The 14,420-nt window shown below is 69.0% G+C and carries 17 protein-coding genes; 7 read left to right on the top strand and 10 right to left on the bottom strand.

From position 1 onward, the window contains the following. Positions 1 to 128: 128 nt before the first annotated feature. The 4 genes from ABDZ81_RS00850 to ABDZ81_RS00835 form a co-directional block, all read right to left on the bottom strand. Positions 129 to 959, bottom strand: coding sequence for a carbon-nitrogen family hydrolase (locus tag ABDZ81_RS00850; RefSeq protein WP_343771915.1), 831 nt, complete (start codon positions 957 to 959; stop codon positions 129 to 131). Between the two features lie 52 nt (positions 960 to 1,011). Beyond that, complete coding sequence (locus ABDZ81_RS00845) at positions 1,012 to 1,446, bottom strand: SRPBCC family protein (RefSeq protein WP_343771914.1); 435 nt, start codon at positions 1,444 to 1,446, stop codon at positions 1,012 to 1,014. 51 nt (positions 1,447 to 1,497) lie between these two features. Then, on the bottom strand, positions 1,498 to 1,722 hold the full coding sequence (locus tag ABDZ81_RS00840; RefSeq protein ID WP_343771913.1) for a DUF7123 family protein: 225 nt from the start codon (positions 1,720 to 1,722) through the stop codon (positions 1,498 to 1,500). Positions 1,723 to 1,802: 80 nt separating this feature from the next. Beyond that, on the bottom strand, positions 1,803 to 1,991 hold the full coding sequence (locus ABDZ81_RS00835; protein ID WP_343771912.1) for a DUF7525 family protein: 189 nt from the start codon (positions 1,989 to 1,991) through the stop codon (positions 1,803 to 1,805). A gap of 88 nt (positions 1,992 to 2,079) precedes the next feature. Here ABDZ81_RS00835 and ABDZ81_RS00830 point away from each other — a divergent pair, with 88 nt between their 5' ends. Further along, a complete protein-coding gene (locus ABDZ81_RS00830) occupies positions 2,080 to 3,072 on the top strand; it encodes an LEA/WHy family protein (protein ID WP_343771911.1) in 993 nt (330 codons plus the stop codon). Positions 3,073 to 3,276: 204 nt separating this feature from the next. Then, positions 3,277 to 3,675, top strand: coding sequence for a DUF7528 family protein (locus tag ABDZ81_RS00825; protein ID WP_343773344.1), 399 nt, complete (start codon positions 3,277 to 3,279; stop codon positions 3,673 to 3,675). Positions 3,676 to 3,878: 203 nt separating this feature from the next. On the opposite strand, the gene ABDZ81_RS00820 is transcribed toward ABDZ81_RS00825, so the two are convergent. The 6 genes from ABDZ81_RS00820 to tfe all read right to left on the bottom strand — a co-directional run bounded on the left by ABDZ81_RS00820 (position 3,879) and on the right by tfe (position 9,239). Further along, entirely contained in the window at positions 3,879 to 4,910 is a 1,032-nt protein-coding gene (locus ABDZ81_RS00820) for a PhoU domain-containing protein (RefSeq protein ID WP_343771910.1), read from the bottom strand. Positions 4,911 to 5,013: 103 nt separating this feature from the next. Continuing rightward, entirely contained in the window at positions 5,014 to 6,204 is a 1,191-nt protein-coding gene (locus tag ABDZ81_RS00815; RefSeq protein WP_343771909.1) for an ATP-NAD kinase family protein, read from the bottom strand. Between the two features lie 262 nt (positions 6,205 to 6,466). Next, on the bottom strand, positions 6,467 to 7,171 hold the full coding sequence (locus tag ABDZ81_RS00810) for a competence/damage-inducible protein A (protein ID WP_343771908.1): 705 nt from the start codon (positions 7,169 to 7,171) through the stop codon (positions 6,467 to 6,469). A 96-nt stretch (positions 7,172 to 7,267) separates the two neighbouring features. Continuing rightward, positions 7,268 to 8,038 (bottom strand): DUF5803 family protein, encoded by a 771-nt coding sequence (locus tag ABDZ81_RS00805; protein ID WP_343771906.1) that lies wholly within the window; start codon positions 8,036 to 8,038, stop codon positions 7,268 to 7,270. Next, positions 8,035 to 8,709: a DUF2110 family protein gene (locus ABDZ81_RS00800; protein ID WP_343771905.1), complete on the bottom strand. Its 675-nt coding sequence runs from the start codon at positions 8,707 to 8,709 to the stop codon at positions 8,035 to 8,037. The genes ABDZ81_RS00805 and ABDZ81_RS00800 overlap by 4 nt, the downstream gene beginning before the upstream one ends. Continuing rightward, positions 8,709 to 9,239 (bottom strand): transcription factor E, encoded by a 531-nt coding sequence (gene tfe, locus ABDZ81_RS00795; protein ID WP_343771904.1) that lies wholly within the window; start codon positions 9,237 to 9,239, stop codon positions 8,709 to 8,711. Before tfe ends, ABDZ81_RS00800 begins: the two co-directional genes overlap by 1 nt. A 149-nt stretch (positions 9,240 to 9,388) precedes the next feature. On the opposite strand from tfe, the gene ABDZ81_RS00790 reads away from it, so the two are divergent. The 5 genes from ABDZ81_RS00790 (at position 9,389) to ABDZ81_RS00770 (ending at position 14,325) form a co-directional block, all read left to right on the top strand. Beyond that, positions 9,389 to 9,943 (top strand): GNAT family N-acetyltransferase, encoded by a 555-nt coding sequence (locus ABDZ81_RS00790; RefSeq protein WP_343771903.1) that lies wholly within the window; start codon positions 9,389 to 9,391, stop codon positions 9,941 to 9,943. A 33-nt stretch (positions 9,944 to 9,976) separates the two neighbouring features. Next, positions 9,977 to 10,873, top strand: coding sequence for a prephenate dehydrogenase (locus ABDZ81_RS00785; protein WP_343771902.1), 897 nt, complete (start codon positions 9,977 to 9,979; stop codon positions 10,871 to 10,873). Then, on the top strand, positions 10,870 to 12,423 hold the full coding sequence (locus ABDZ81_RS00780; protein WP_343771901.1) for a small ribosomal subunit Rsm22 family protein: 1,554 nt from the start codon (positions 10,870 to 10,872) through the stop codon (positions 12,421 to 12,423). The genes ABDZ81_RS00785 and ABDZ81_RS00780 overlap by 4 nt, the downstream gene beginning before the upstream one ends. A gap of 173 nt (positions 12,424 to 12,596) precedes the next feature. After that, positions 12,597 to 13,568, top strand: a complete 972-nt coding sequence (locus tag ABDZ81_RS00775) for a transcription initiation factor IIB (protein ID WP_256392492.1) — start codon at positions 12,597 to 12,599, stop codon at positions 13,566 to 13,568. 79 nt (positions 13,569 to 13,647) lie between these two features. Continuing rightward, entirely contained in the window at positions 13,648 to 14,325 is a 678-nt protein-coding gene (locus ABDZ81_RS00770) for a type I 3-dehydroquinate dehydratase (RefSeq protein WP_343771900.1), read from the top strand. Positions 14,326 to 14,420 lie beyond the last annotated feature (95 nt).

Genomic DNA, 14,420 nt, shown 5'->3' with positions numbered 1-14,420 from the left:
AAAGCGCCGTGTGTCCGGCAGGCGTTCGTTGGGCGGGCGAACGTATAAAGGCACGGTCTGCGGAAGCGGCCGAGGCCGAGGCCGACGCCTGCGATCGCCGGGTCGGACGCCGGTCGCGCAGCGCCGGATCAGACGCGCCGGTCTCGCAGTGCCGGGAACTCCTCGCGGACCGCGTCGACGCGCTCGGGATCGATCTCCGCGGTGACGATCGCGGCATCGTCGTCGCACGACGCCAGCGGCGTCCCCCACGGGTCGTACGCCGTCGAGCGCCCGAGCAGCGTCGCGTCGTCGAACTCGCCCGCCCCGTTGATCGTGGCGACGTAGCACTGGTTCTCGATCGCTCGCGCGCGCGAGAGCGTCTGCCAGTGCTCGACGCGGGGATAGGGCCACGCAGACGGTACGAGCACGAGCGTCGCGCCCGCGTCGGTCAGCTCGCGGTACTGCTCGGGAAAGCGCAGGTCGTAGCAGGTCGTCATCCCGACGGTAAAACCCTCGAACTCGGCGGTCGCGGTGCGCTCGCCGGGGACGAGCAGTTCGGCCTCCGCCGAGTCGTAGCCGAACAGGTGGCGCTTGCGGTACACCGCCCGACGCTCGCCGGCGCGATCGAAGAAAACGGAGGTGTTCGCCAGCCCCTCCGCGGCCGGCGTCTCGACGCCGCTCGTCGCCGCCAGATCTTCCACGATGCTGCCGGCGAGCACCGCGACGTCGTGCTCGGCCGCGGCGTCGGCGATCCGCGAGAGCGTCTCGCCGCCCAGCGGCTCGGCTTGCCGGTGGTAGAGGTCGAACGCGAAGTAGCCGACGTTGAATATCTCGGGGAGTGCGACGAGGTCGGCGCCGCGGTCGGCAGCCCGGGCGACGGCGTCGGTCGCCCGCTTTCGGTTGGCTTCGACCGCACCGGGCTCGACTTCGATCTGTGCGAGCGCGAGCGTGACGCCGGCGGACGAGTCGTCCTCAGTCACGCTCTCGCCACCCCGGTCACGCCCTTGCGCTCGACCCTGCGCCCGTCCCCGATCACTGCTCGACCCCCAGACTCTCGCGGAGCGTCGCCTCCAGGTTCTGGAGCTCCCCGTCGAGGTTGCGCTCGAAGTACCGCTCGACGCCCGGCAGGCGGCCGTCGACGACGAAGCGGTTGACGACCCGCGACCCGCCGTCGGTCGCCTCGATCTCGTGTTCGCCGGTGACGCGCATCACCTTCGACCGGCCGACGAACTTGACGTACTCGGGCGGTCTGCGCTCCACGTCCTCCGTGCGGACCGCCGCCGTCCGATTCAGTAGCGGGATCGGCAGTTCGACGTGCCACGTCGCCCGTCGCCCGTCCGCGTCGTCCAGTTCGAAGTCCGAGACCACGCTGATCGCCCGCGCGCGCTGCTCCGGATCGGAGATGAACTCCCAGACGCGCTCGCGCTCGACGGGCAACTCGAACGTCCGCTCGACCCGGACTGTCATTGGCCAAACTGAGGCGCTCGGGAGTAAAAAGCCGCCCGTTCCGGCGACACTCTAGCTGACCGTTACCTTCCAGGTCGTCGACCGGGAGCGACCCCACTTCTCGATGTCGACCTCGTCGGCCTCCTCCGCGAGGCGGGGGAGCCGCGATCCGACCTGCTTGGCCGAGAGCCCGATCGCTTCGGCGACGTTTTTCGCCCGGAAGTACCGCTCCCCGCGGGCGGCGCTCTCGCGGAGGTACGAGACGATGCGCCGGTCCTCGTCGCTGTAGTCGGACATTACGCCCGCGCTAGGCGCTCGACGCGCTTAACGGTTTTTGATCGTGCAGGACTACCACGGGACGGCGTCCCGACCGATTCTCAATCCTCGTAGACGTGGAGCGCGACGACCGACAGCGCGCCGAACGCCATCGCGGCGGCGAAGCCCCACGCCGCGGTGACGTCCGGCGCGCCGCCGAACATCGCGAGCGCGCCCAGCCCGGCGACGACGGCGCACAGTACGGCGATCCCGATTCCCTTGTCGGTCGACTGCGAAGCGGACGCTGTCATGCCCGCGGCTTGCGAGGGCAGCAACTTAGCTCTTGTCAGAGCGACTGACGAGAGGCTTTTACAGCCGGGGTGTCCATCCCGGGATAAGATGGACCTACCTGACGATTTCGGCGCTCTCCAGGCGTTGCTGCTGGGGAGCAAGCTGCGCGTCGCGGGCACCGTCGTCCTGACGCTGTCGGTGATGCTCGGCGCCGCCGTCGGCCTCGGCGTGCTGGGCGTCCCGGGCGTCGCCGCCGTCGACAACGAGTTCGGCGCCGTCGACGAGTCGACGACGACGATCGAGACGGATCTGGTGATCTCGAACCCCAATCCCGTCGGCGTCACGCTCGGCGACGTGCGGATCGACTACGGCGTCTCGATGAACGACGTCCGCGTCGCGAACGGCTCTCGCGAGGGCGTCTCGCTCCGGCCGGGCAACAGCACGACCGAGCTCACGACCCGGATGGACAACCGGCAGATCCCGCCGTGGTTCGCCAGCCACGTCCGGAACGGCGAGCGGAGCCGGCTCGTCGTCGACGCCGACGTCACGTCCGAGCGGCTCGGCCGCAGCAAGCAGTTCTCGATCGAGCGATCGATCGAGACCGACCTGATCGGCCAGTTCGACTCGAACGAGACGCGTCCGGTCGAAGTCGAGGACTCGGCGATCACGGCGACGCCGCTCGTGGAGAACCCGGTGCTGTACGTCAACGAGACCAGCGCGGACTGGGGGACCGTCTCGCGCGATCGGACGCCGATGAACGTCGAGTTCGTCGCGTACAACCCGCAGGCCTACCCGCTGACCGTGACCGAGATCGACTACGAGATCACGATGAACGACGTGCTGGTCGGCGAGGGCGGCTCGGAGACGAACGCGGCCATCCTCCCGGATCGGTCCGAGCGGATCGAGACCACGACCGCGATCACCAACGACAACCTCGACGAGTGGTGGGTGACCCACCTGGAGAACGAGCAGGTGACCCAGCTGGAGATCCGCTTCTACGCCACGGTCGAGATCGAGGGCCAGGAGTTCCGCGTCCCGGTACGGGCGCTCGACCACGAGGAGACGATCGAGACGAGCATCTTCGAGGGCGAGGACAGCTGATAAGCGGTAGTTCGGCACCCCGACGCCGCGATGACGGCGTCGCGCTTCGCCGGTAACGTTTTGTGGTCTCGACCTGAAGCAACGTACGCATGACACGGAGTGACTCCGCTCCTGATCGCGTTCTTCTCGGGCGATGAGACACCGGTAGCGGCGTCGAGCGACGACGAGTGTATCGAAGTAACAATCGACGGCACCCAGTTCCGACTGTCCCGCAGCGACGCCGCCGAGCTGCAGGACGCCGTCGGCGACGCGCTGACCGAGCGCACCGAGTTCTTCCGGACCGCCGGCGAGTACCGCGAGGACGGAACGTACGAGGTCAGCCGCTGCGGCGCCGACTCGGCGGGCAACGCCAAGGTGTTCCGGGACTTCGAGGAGCTGCGCCGGCTGTACGATCGCCTGCCCGACGAGTTCGACGCCGACGACGTGGGCCGCACGGGCATCACCGGCTCGCGCCGCCACATGATCGTCCGGCACGTCGCCGAGCACTCGGCGTTCGACTGCGAGATCGCCTCGCGGAAGCCGCTGCGCGCCGAAAAGACCGGCGGGGAGAGCAAGGGGACGACGAGCGCCGACGACGCGACGGCGGAACTACCAGCCGACTGACGGCGTCGCGCCGCGGCGGTGTCGGCGTCCGGATGCGGTCGCGTACTGCCGGATAGCGCGCGGTAGCGGTGCTGTAGTGGTCCAGCGCAACAACCGCGAGCGAACGAGCAAAGCGAGTGAGCGAGCGGCTTTTTTGGCCGAGATTTTTTGGCCGAGCGGTCGCCGAAGGCGACCCGAGGCGAAAAAAGGTCGTAGCGTCGTCTCTAGTTAATAGTCGTGTGCTCTGACTCCTCGTTGAGCGCGAGATTGGCGGCGATCTCGGCGTTCCGCATGGCGTACTCGGCGGTCTGCTGGAGGCTGACGAGCACTTCCCGAACCTGCAGGAGGTCCTCGTTGTCCATCTCGGGGAGATCCGAGAGAATCTCTTGCTCGCGGTCGCCGACCTCGTGGAATCGCTGGCGGGCCTCGATCGTCTTGTCGTAGTTGCGTTCGACGGCCGACTCGACGGCGATCTTCGTCAGTTCGTCGACGTCGTCGGTGAACTCCCGGATGCGCCGCATCGTCTGTTGGTCGACGCTCAGCGAGTGGTCCTCGGCGTCGAGGACGATCTCGGCGATGTCCTCGGCGTTGTCGGCGGTCAGTTCGAGGTTCTTCGCGATCGAGCGGTAGCCGATCAGCGGGAAGCCCGATTCGAGTCCCACGGCGCGGGCGAGGTTGGGATTCTGGTAGGCCGTGAAGATCAGCCGCAGCATCAGGACGAAGATCTTGTTCGCCTGGCGCTCGCGGTTGAGCGCGCGCTGGGCGAGATCGGGGTTGCCGTGCGCGAGCGCCTTGATCCCCTCGCCGCGCATCGTCGAGCCGGTCGATTCGAGGCGCTCGATGAGGTTGTCGAGCGTGAAGTCCTCGGGATCGACCGAGCAGCGGATGGCGATGCTTTCCGGCGTCTCCTCGATGACGCCCAGGCCCATCAGCTGGGTTTCGGCCTTGTAGACGGCGTTGATGTGATCCGACGAGAGTGCCCCCTCGGACTGGTCGATCCGGATGACGCGCCGACCGAGCACGTACTGGGCGACGATCGCCCGCTCGACGGCGTTGGCGTCGAGATTGTCGGCGCGGATGATCGCCTCTGACTCCTCGGTGCTCGCGGACTCGGGCATCACCGTCAGCGTCCCCTTCCCGCCCATCCGCAGGGACACCTCGTCGCCCTTCTCGACGTTCTGTTCGCTCGCCCACTCCGCCGGGAGCGTCATCGCGAGCGTGGAGGGCCCCAGCCGCTGGACCTTGCGCGTTTCCATGGAGGGAGGTACGGCGGAGCCGACCTTAATCTTGTCTATATCTGCATTATCCACACGGGAGTAATAATACACTGCTGCGAACGGCCGTCCAATATATAAGGTCTTAGACGACTTTCATCATCCGCCGCTCGAAGCGACCGACGCGGGCCTTCAGCCAGCCGCGGAGCGACTCGTCGAGGTCCTCGTCGTCGGTGTCGACCCGGAGCACGTTCAGGTCGTCGAGCTTCCGCCGGGAGGCGACGACTTCCAGGTCGCAGCGCTCGATCACGGCCGGCGAGATCTGGTCGTTCCCCCGGCCGAACACGAACCCCTGGCCGCCGATCGGCGAGACGACGACGACCGCCGGCTCCTCGATCGCGTCGAGGATCTCGGCCTCGGTGGCGTCGCGGACGAGCAACTCGCCGGCCGGCGACGCCGGCTCGTGGTAGCTCTCGGCTTCGACGCTCTCGGGCGCGGCCCGCCAGACGTCGACGCCCAGCGGCGACCCCTCGAACCCGAGCCGCTCCTTGATCGCGCCGACGGTGCTGCCGGGCCCCAGCACGTAGGTCGTCCCCGGATCGATATCGCGGACGAACCCCTCCGCGAGCGTCTCGACGCTGCCGCCGCCGAGCTGTTTGCTCGACTGCAGCTCCTCGGAGACCGGCACGGGTCGGACGCCGCGCAGCTCGGTCTCGACGGCGCCGCCGCGGTAGGCGTCCTCGTCGATGTCGTTGATCTCCCGGTCCTCGACGCGCTCGAACGTCGCCGCGATCCGCCCGGCGTCCCGCGGGGAGACTGCAAACACCGACGAGTACACCTTCACGCCCGCCGGGACGCCGAGCATCGGCGTCTCCTCTGCGGCGGTATCGTCGCCGGTCGCGGCGTCGCCGCGGGCCTCGACGTCGTCCAGCGCCGCGGCGACGTCGACGGCGGTGCCGTCGCCGCCGACGAACAGCACGAGATCGACCCCGCGATCGACGAACGCCTCGACGGCCGTTCGCGTGTCCTCCGCGGTCGTTTCGGGGGGATCGGCGGCGTCTGTACTTGACGCCGCGCCGGCCGATTCGTAGACGACCGCCGGCTCGAACCCCGCGGCTACCGCCTCGTCGGCGCCCATCGGCCCGCCGGCAGCGAGCAGATCGATCTCATCCTCGGCGTGGCGGGCCAGCGACTCCAGCGCCTCGATCGCGCGCTCGGGGGCCCGCGGCGTCGCCCCGCGCTCGACGGCTTCCGCGACTTTCCCGTCCGTTCCCTTGAGGCCGACGCGCCCGCCCATTCCGGCGACGGGGTTCACGACGACGCCGATCCGACGCATACGGACACGTTGGGCGAGCGGGGGGAAAAGACCGCCGCTCGACGGTGGAGGTCCGTGCGGTGCCCCGCCGGTGGGACAGCTTCTCAAAGCTTAAGAGCGCGCCGCAAAAACACGCGACCATGACCGTCGCACCCCTCGCCGCCGACCTGCCGATGTGGCCGACGAGCCTCGCCGTGCTGGGATCGAGCCTGCTGATTACGATCGCCTGGCTGTTCTACCTGTACCGGTAACGGCGCCCGCGGTCCTCGACCGACCGACGCCGTCAGCGCTCCTCGGTCTCGACGACGTCGACCCGCTCGCGGAGCCAGTCGGCCGCCGCCTCGACCGCGTCGGCGTTGACGTCCTTGAGTTTCACCCGGACGAACTCGCCGGGGTAGCTGCCGACCGTCACGTCGAAGCGCTCCCGGAGCTCTTCAACTCTATCGAGCAGCGCGCTCTCGGGTTCGTCGACAGTTACGACGACGACGTGCGTGCGCTCGCCGGCGAACTCCCCGGCGACCCGCTCGAACATCCCCTCCATCTCCTGGGGGACGCCCGGCAGGACGTACACCTCGTCGTCGACGACGCAGCCCGGCGCGACGCCGACCTCGTTGTGGAGCACGCGTGCGCCCGCGGGCAGGTGGCTCGTCCCCTCGACGAGATCGTCGCGCTGGTAGCCGCCGTGCTCGACGAGCCACTCGACGGCCTCCTCGTTGCGCTCGACCTCGCGACCGAACGCGGCGGCGACGCCCTCCATCGTCACGTCGTCGTGGGTCGGGCCGAGTCCGCCGGTGACCACGACGGCGTCGTGCTCGGCGCGGTACTCGTTGACGACGCGGGCGATGTCGGCGACGCGATCGGGGACGACCGTGATCCGCTCGACGTCGACGCCGCGCTCGTCGAGGCGGTCGCAGAGCCAGGTCGCGTTGGTGTTGGTCGTGTCGCCGGCGAGGATCTCGTCGCCGACGTTGATGACCGCGACGTGCATACCCGACCGTTGCGCGGCCCGAGACAAAAGTTCGCGGGAAGGGTATGGGGCGGCCGGTTCGACGCCGCAGGGCGGCCGGACAGTGTTACGCCCCGGTCAGCCCATCCCCGGCGGCGGCCGCTTGCCGTCGTCGTCCTCCGGATCGAGTTCGAGGCCGTGCTCCTTGCGCATCCGCTTTAACTTCCGAATCTGCCGGTTGAAGTGGAAGTACCCGCCGAGCGCGACCAGCCCGAGGCTGGCGACCAGCCCGTAGAAGAAGTACCGGTCGCGGTCGACGTAGTACTTCAGGAAGATCGGGCTCGAAACGTCGCTCCAGACGATGTTGACCCGATTGTCGACCGTCTCGGTTCGGTAGCCGCTGCGCGGGCTGACGTGCCCGAGCAGGAAGTCCTCGGTGCTGTGATCGGGCGGAAGCGCCACGCGGTAAGAGCCCTCGACGTACGCCGGGATGCGAAGCTCCTTGGGATCGGTTTCGGACGTGAAGGCAAGCTTTCCGTCCTCGCTCGGGAGATTCACGACGGTTTGCTCGTCGGTGCGCTCGACGTCGAGGTCGGTGCCGTTCGTGAAGCTGCCGTTCTCGCCGCGGAACTTGATCGCGCTGATCCGCAGCGGCCGGTCGCTGGTGATGCCGCTCCTGTACAGTTCGATCTCGTCTTTCCCGGAGACGTCGTACACCGCCTTGAACTCGGCGTCGCTGGTGAGCGAGCCGGCGTTCGCGATGTCGATGTACACGTCCTGCTGGACGCTCCAGTTGTACGTCGCGTCCTCGTTGAGCCGCTCCTCGTCGGGCCCGCCGCCGCCGACGCAGCCCGCGGTGATCGCGAGGAGCGCGACCGCGACCGTCGCGAGGAGCAGCCGGCGGTTCATGGAACGACGGCGCGCAGCTCGGCGGGCAGGTACTGGCCGATGCTCGCGACCAGTCCCGGCGGGTCGGTTCCTTCGGCGCAGATGACGCTCTGCTCTAAGAGCCCGAGGCGCTCGACCGTGATGATGTCCTGGGCGTGGCCGGCCCGGTTGACCGTCGCCCGGACCTCCGCGCGCGTGGCGCTGTTGACGTTGACCCGGCCCGTCCCGCGGGTCCACTCGTAGAGCCGGTCCTGCTGGGCTTCCGAGAGGCGGGCGTCGTCCTCGGCGTCGCCGTAGACGAACTCAAGGGGCGTGTGCTGGACGATGCCGAAGCGCTGGCGGATCTGCTCGGGGCCCCCCTGGCCGAGCCCGAGGTCGGCCGCCGAGATGCGAACGGCGCCGCCCGAATCGAGCACGAACCCGTCGTCGTCCCAGGATTCGAGCGTCCCGACGTACGTCTCGCCGTCCTCGAAGCTGTCGGTGATCGCCCCCCACTCTTCGGAGAGCACGTTCCGGGCCGCGACGGCGTCCTCGCCCTCGATCGTCACCGAGGGGAAGTCGTCGTGGCGGACGCCCAGCTCGTAGGTGACGTCGAGCTCGCCCAGCGCGTTGTCGATCAGCGAACGCAGCGAGTCCAGCGCGCGGTCCTCTGCGTCGCCCGAGACGTACAGCTTCGTGGCCAGGACGACCATTATGCCTCGGCCTCGATCTCGACGTTCAGCTCGTCGCGGAGCTCGGCGATGCGCTCGTCCATCGCGTCGACGAGGTGGGTGTTCTCCATCGACTCCAGGGGCGAACCGCACTCGGGGCACTCGAAGCCGAAGTCCATCGCCTCGCCGAACTCGAAGCGGATCGAGCAGACCTCACAGAGGTAGAACTCGTGGGTGCGCTCGTACTCGCGACGTTCCTCCAGGGCCTCGTAGAGGCGGTGCATCTCCTCTTCGAGATTCTCCGGGATCTTGTCGTACTCGAACGTCCAGAGGTACGTCAGCCAGCCCGAGTCCTCGTCGCGGAGCCGGCGGTACGACGCCAGGTCGTTCTCGTAGAGGATAAACAGCGCCCGGCGGACGTCGTTGAGCTCCATGTCGAGCTCCTCGGCGAGTTCCTCGTCGGTGACCTCGCCGTCCGGCGGGGCGGCCGCGACCGGCATACCCTTCGGACCGACGAGCTCGTGCAAGTACTTCTGGATGACGGGGTCCTCGAGGAGATCCTCAAAAGCCATTGTTCTAGTGGCGTGCGTCCGCGAGTTTAAATGTACCGTTCGGCGCTACGAAGCGCCGCCAGCGGGCGCTGCGCTGCACCCGATCGCCGCCGCTCTCGATCGACTCGCCGCCCCTAGGATCATTACCCCGGCGACCAACCGCACGGTCGATGCCGGGACCGAAGTTTCTGACGGGCGAGGCCGTGTCGCTCCGACCGATCGAGGACGAGGACGTCGGCTTCCTCCGCGACGGCGTCAACGACCCCGCGATCTGGCGGGCGATGGAACGGGCGACGCCGGCAAGCGGCGCCGAACAGCGCGAGACGGTCGCGGAGCTGCGCGAGAACGACGCCACCGTCCCGTTTCTGGTCACCACGCGCCAGTCCCGCGTCGGCTTCGTCTCGCTGACGGAACTGAACGACAACTGGGGGAACGCGGCGCTGTCGTTCTGGATCGCGCCGGACCAGCAGGGCGAGGGGTACGGCGCCGAGGCCGTCGCGCTCGCCGTCGAGTACGCGTTCGAGCACCGTCGCCTGCACAAGCTGATCGCCCACACGATCGCCCTTAATGACGCCTCGATCGGGCTGCTGGAGTCGATCGGCTTCGAGCGGGAGGGACGCCACCGCGACGAGGCGTTCGTCGACGGGGAGTACCACGACCTGCTCGCGTTCGGGCTGCTCGAAGACGAGTGGTGCGAGGATCGGTCGGCGGCGACCGACTCGTAGCCTTTTTTGACCGCCCCCGGCTATCTCGCGCCAATGGACGTACTGGTCGTCGGAGCGGGGGCGATGGGACGCTGGTTCGGCGCGGCGCTGTCCGGCGAGCGCGGCGCGGCGGCCGTCGAACCGGATGCCGACGACGACGCGACAGCGGACGCCGGGACCGCGGATCTCGACGCCGACGTAGCCTTTACCGATCTCGACGCCGACGCCGCCGCCGCTGCAGCCGACGCCGCGGGCGGTCGCGCCGTCTCCCCGGATACCGACGATCGGTTCGAGCTCGTCTGCGTCGCGGTGCCGATGTCGGCCGCCGCCGAGGCGATCGCCGAGCACGCCGATCGGGCGACCGAGGCGGTCGTCGACGTGACCGGCGAGATGGCCGGCCCCGTCGAAGCGATGGCCGAGCACGCCCCGAAACTGGAGCGCGCCAGCCTCCACCCGCTGTTCGCGCCCGAGAACGCGCCGGGCAACGTCGCCGCCGTCCGGCCTCGCGAGGGGCCGACGACCGACGCCGTGCTCGACGCCATTGCGAGAGCCGGCAACGAGGTGTTCGAGACCACGCCCGAGGAGCACGACGGGGCGATGGCGACCGTTCAGGCCGGCGCCCACACCGCGGTGCTGGCGTACGCGCTGGCCGCCGAGGACGTCCCCGAGCGATTCCAGACGCCGATCTCGTCGGGGCTGCTCGATCTGGTCGAGCAGGTGACCGGCACCAACCCGCGGGTGTACGGCGAGATCCAGTCGACGTTCGACGGCGCCGAAGCGGTCGCCGCGGCCGCTCGGGAAATCGCCGACGCCGACGACGAGGCGTTCGACGAACTGTACCGCGAGGCCGGCCGCGTCGCCGACGCTTCGGCGTCCGGCGCCGTCACAGACGCGTCGGCGCCCGGCACCGACACTGACGCCTCAGCGTCCGGCGCGGAGGAGGACCGATGACCGACGACGAGCGCCGCGCGATCGTCGAGAACGCGAAGTACCTGCGCGAGGTGCGCCCGATCGACCCCGACGAGATCTACGAGTACGTCGAGAGCCAGCCCCATCCCGCGGTGGTCCGGCAGACGCTCCGCGAGGAAGCCGTCGCGCTGGGCCTCCGCGAGCGGGAGGACGGCACGTTCGTCCCGATCTCCGAGGAGCCGGTGACGGCAAGACCCGGCACCGTCGAGGCGTTCCCGCAGGCGTACGCCGAGCGCGTCGAGGACCTGCTCGTCGAGGAGTACGGTCACGACTGGCCGAAAGGCGAGTCGGGCGACCGGCTCCGCGAGACGATCCGGCGGCTCAAGGACGCCTACTACCGCCAGCACCCCGTCGAGTACGACCGCGAGGCGGCGCTGGGCTACGCGCTCTACCACCTGCCCGACTACTACGCCGTCGTCCAGTACGCGCTCGCCGATCTCTCCGAGCGCGGGCTGGTCGACCGTCGACTGCGCGTGCTCGACGTCGGCGCCGGCGTCGGCGGGCCGGCGCTCGGCCTGCACGACCTGCTGGCCGACGAGGCGCTGATCGAGTACCACGCCGTCGAGCCGAGCGCGGCCGCGGACGTGCTCGACGAGCTGCTCGCGGAAACGTCGCGGAACTTCCACCCGACGATCCACCGCGAGCGCGCCGAGGCGTTCGATCCCGATAGCGTCCTCGACGCGCAGTTCGCGAGCGGCGACGACGGCGCGGACGACGCCGACAGCGCGGCTGGCGCCGACGGCTCGGCCGGCCCCGGGTTCGACCTGATCATCTTCGCCAACGTGTTGAGCGAACTCGACGACCCCGTTTCGGTCGCTCGGCGCTACCTCGGCGCGCTGGCGCCGGAGGGGTCGATGGTCGCGCTGGCGCCCGCCGATCGGAACACGAGCACCGGCCTCCGCGAGATCGAGCGCGCGCTGGCCGACGAGTCCGCCGGCGACGGGGCGGACGCTCAGGACGCCGGGGACGCCGCCGACCGACCCCCCGCGACCGTCTTCTCGCCGACGGTGCGCCTCTGGCCCGGCGAGGCGCCGACCGACCGGGGCTGGTCGTTCGACGTCCGCCCCGATCTGGAAGTGCCCGAGTTCCAGCGGCGCCTCGACGACGCCGGCGCGTCCGACCCGGACCACGAGCACGGCGAGTTCGTCAACGTCGACGTGCAGTTCTCCCACTCGATCCTGCGGACGGACGGCCTGCGCAAGTACGCGCTGGATCCCGAGCCGGATCGCTACGCGAAGATGGCCGAGATGGAACGCCACGTCTCCGAGCGGATCGACCTGCTGGCGCTGAAGCTGAGCCGGTCGCTCTCGGAGGGCGACGCGAACCCGCTGTACAAGATCAGCGACGGCAGCGAGGCCACCGAGCACTACGCCGTTCTCACGCGCGAGACGTCGCTGAACCGCGAGCTGGCGGCCGCCGACTACGGCGACCTGCTCTCGATCGAGTCGGCGCTGGCGCTGTGGAACGACGACGAGGAGGCGTACAATCTCGTCGTGGACGACGAGACTATCGTCGACAAGCTCGTCGCGTGATCTGTAATGAACGTTTGGATTTTTGTAGAGATTTCGGCTGCTCGAACGCTCGCTCGCGAGTGAGCTCCGATGATACCGAATAATTTAAATATGCCGGGTAGCAATTTCTACGAAAGGTTTCACCCGGGGTTTTTCCAGGATTCTCCTGCCCGGTCAGCCCCCGCCTTCGCACAATGACAGAGTCAAACGCACGGACGCGAACCCGAACGGACGAACAGCAAGAAGAAACAGAGTCGGCCGACGAGAGCGTCTCCTGCCCGGAGTGTTCCGGCCAGCTCATCAACGACGAGGAACACGGCGAGACGGTGTGTGCCGACTGCGGCCTCGTCGTCGAGGAGGATTCCGTCGACCGCGGGCCGGAGTGGCGCGCGTTCGACGCCGCCGAGAAGAACGAGAAGTCACGCGTCGGCGCCCCGACGACGAACACGATGCACGACAAGGGCCTCTCGACGAACATCGACTGGCGCGACAAGGACGCCTACGGTAACTCGCTGGGCTCGCGCCAGCGAGAGAAGATGCAGCGCCTCCGCAAGTGGAACGAGCGCTTCCGCACGCGCGACTCCAAGGAGCGCAACCTCAAGCAGGCCCTCGGCGAGATCGACCGGATGGCCTCCGCGCTCGGCCTGCCGAGCAACGTCCGCGAGACGGCCAGTGTGATCTACCGCCGCGCGCTCAACGAGGACCTCCTGCCCGGGCGCTCGATCGAGGGCGTCTCGACGGCCTGCGTCTACGCCGCCGCCCGCCAGGCCGGCGTGCCGCGAAGTCTGGACGAGATTGCCGAGGTCTCCCGCGTCGAGAAGAACGAGGTCGCCCGGACGTACCGCTACGTCGTCCGAGAGCTCGGCCTGGAAGTCCAGCCCGCCGATCCCGAGAGCTACGTCCCCCGCTTCGCGTCGGGGCTCGAACTCTCCGACGAGGCCGAGCACCGCGCCCGCAAGCTTCTCCAGAACGCCAAGGAGAAAGGCGTCCACTCCGGCAAGAGCCCCGTCGGCCTCGCCGCCGCCGCGGTGTACGCCGCCGCGCTGCTGACCAACGAGAAGACGACGCAGGCCGCCGTCAGCGACGTCGCCGACATCTCCGAGGTCACGATCCGCAACCGCTACCACGAGCTGCTCGAAGCCGAGGAGAGCCTCGGGCTGGCCTGATCGGCCGCAGTTCGGGATCTTCGCCGGCAGAACCGCCCGAGAAGGTGCTTTTTTGATGCCGGAACGCGCCCGATACAGTATGAACTTCGACTCGTTCGTCCTCTGTGCGTCCACGGCGAGTCTCGACGACGAGCCGGCCGCGCGCGACGACGCCGACGCCGTCGAGTTCCGGATGGACCTGGCCGACGACCCGATCGAGGCGCTGGAATCGTACGACGGCGAGCTGCCGATCCTCGCGACCAACCGCGCCGAGTGGGAGGGCGGCGAGGCGTCCGACCGCGGACGGTTGGACGCCCTCGACGAAGCCGCGAAGCTGGATGCCGTCGAGGCGATCGATCTGGAACTCGACAGCGTCCGCACCGACAAGGGCCAGCAGGTCGCCGCCGCGGCCCGCGACCGGGACGTCTCGGTCGTCGTCTCGGCCCACGACTTCGAGCGCACGCCCTCGCCCGCGGACCTGCGGAAGGTCCTCGAAGAGGCGGCGGCGTTCGGCGACGTCGGCAAGCTCGCGGTCACCGCCCATTCGCGCGAGGACGTGCTCGTGTTGCTCGCCGCCACGCAGGAGTTCGACGCCAGGGGCGAGCGCGTCGCGACGATGGCGATGGGCGAGGCCGGACGCCACTCCCGCGCCGTCGCGCCGCTGTACGGCTCGCGGATCGGCTACGCGCCGGTCGACCCCGAAGACGCGACCGCGCCCGGCCAGTACGACCTCGCGACGCTGCGGGAGCTGGTCGAGCAGCTCGAATCGAACGACTGAGGCGCTGCGTCCGGATCGACGGCTGCGAGACGCCGCGTCATCGTCGGCGCTCGCGCGCAGCCGACGCAAATCGACCTTCTTACAGAAATTGCAAC

Origin of the sequence: Natronoarchaeum mannanilyticum (genome assembly GCF_039522665.1) — an archaeon.
Classification (GTDB): Archaea; Halobacteriota; Halobacteria; order Halobacteriales; family Natronoarchaeaceae; genus Natronoarchaeum; species Natronoarchaeum mannanilyticum.
The sequence above is the reverse complement of the archived record's forward strand: the minus strand, read 5'-3'. Positions and strand labels throughout refer to the sequence as shown.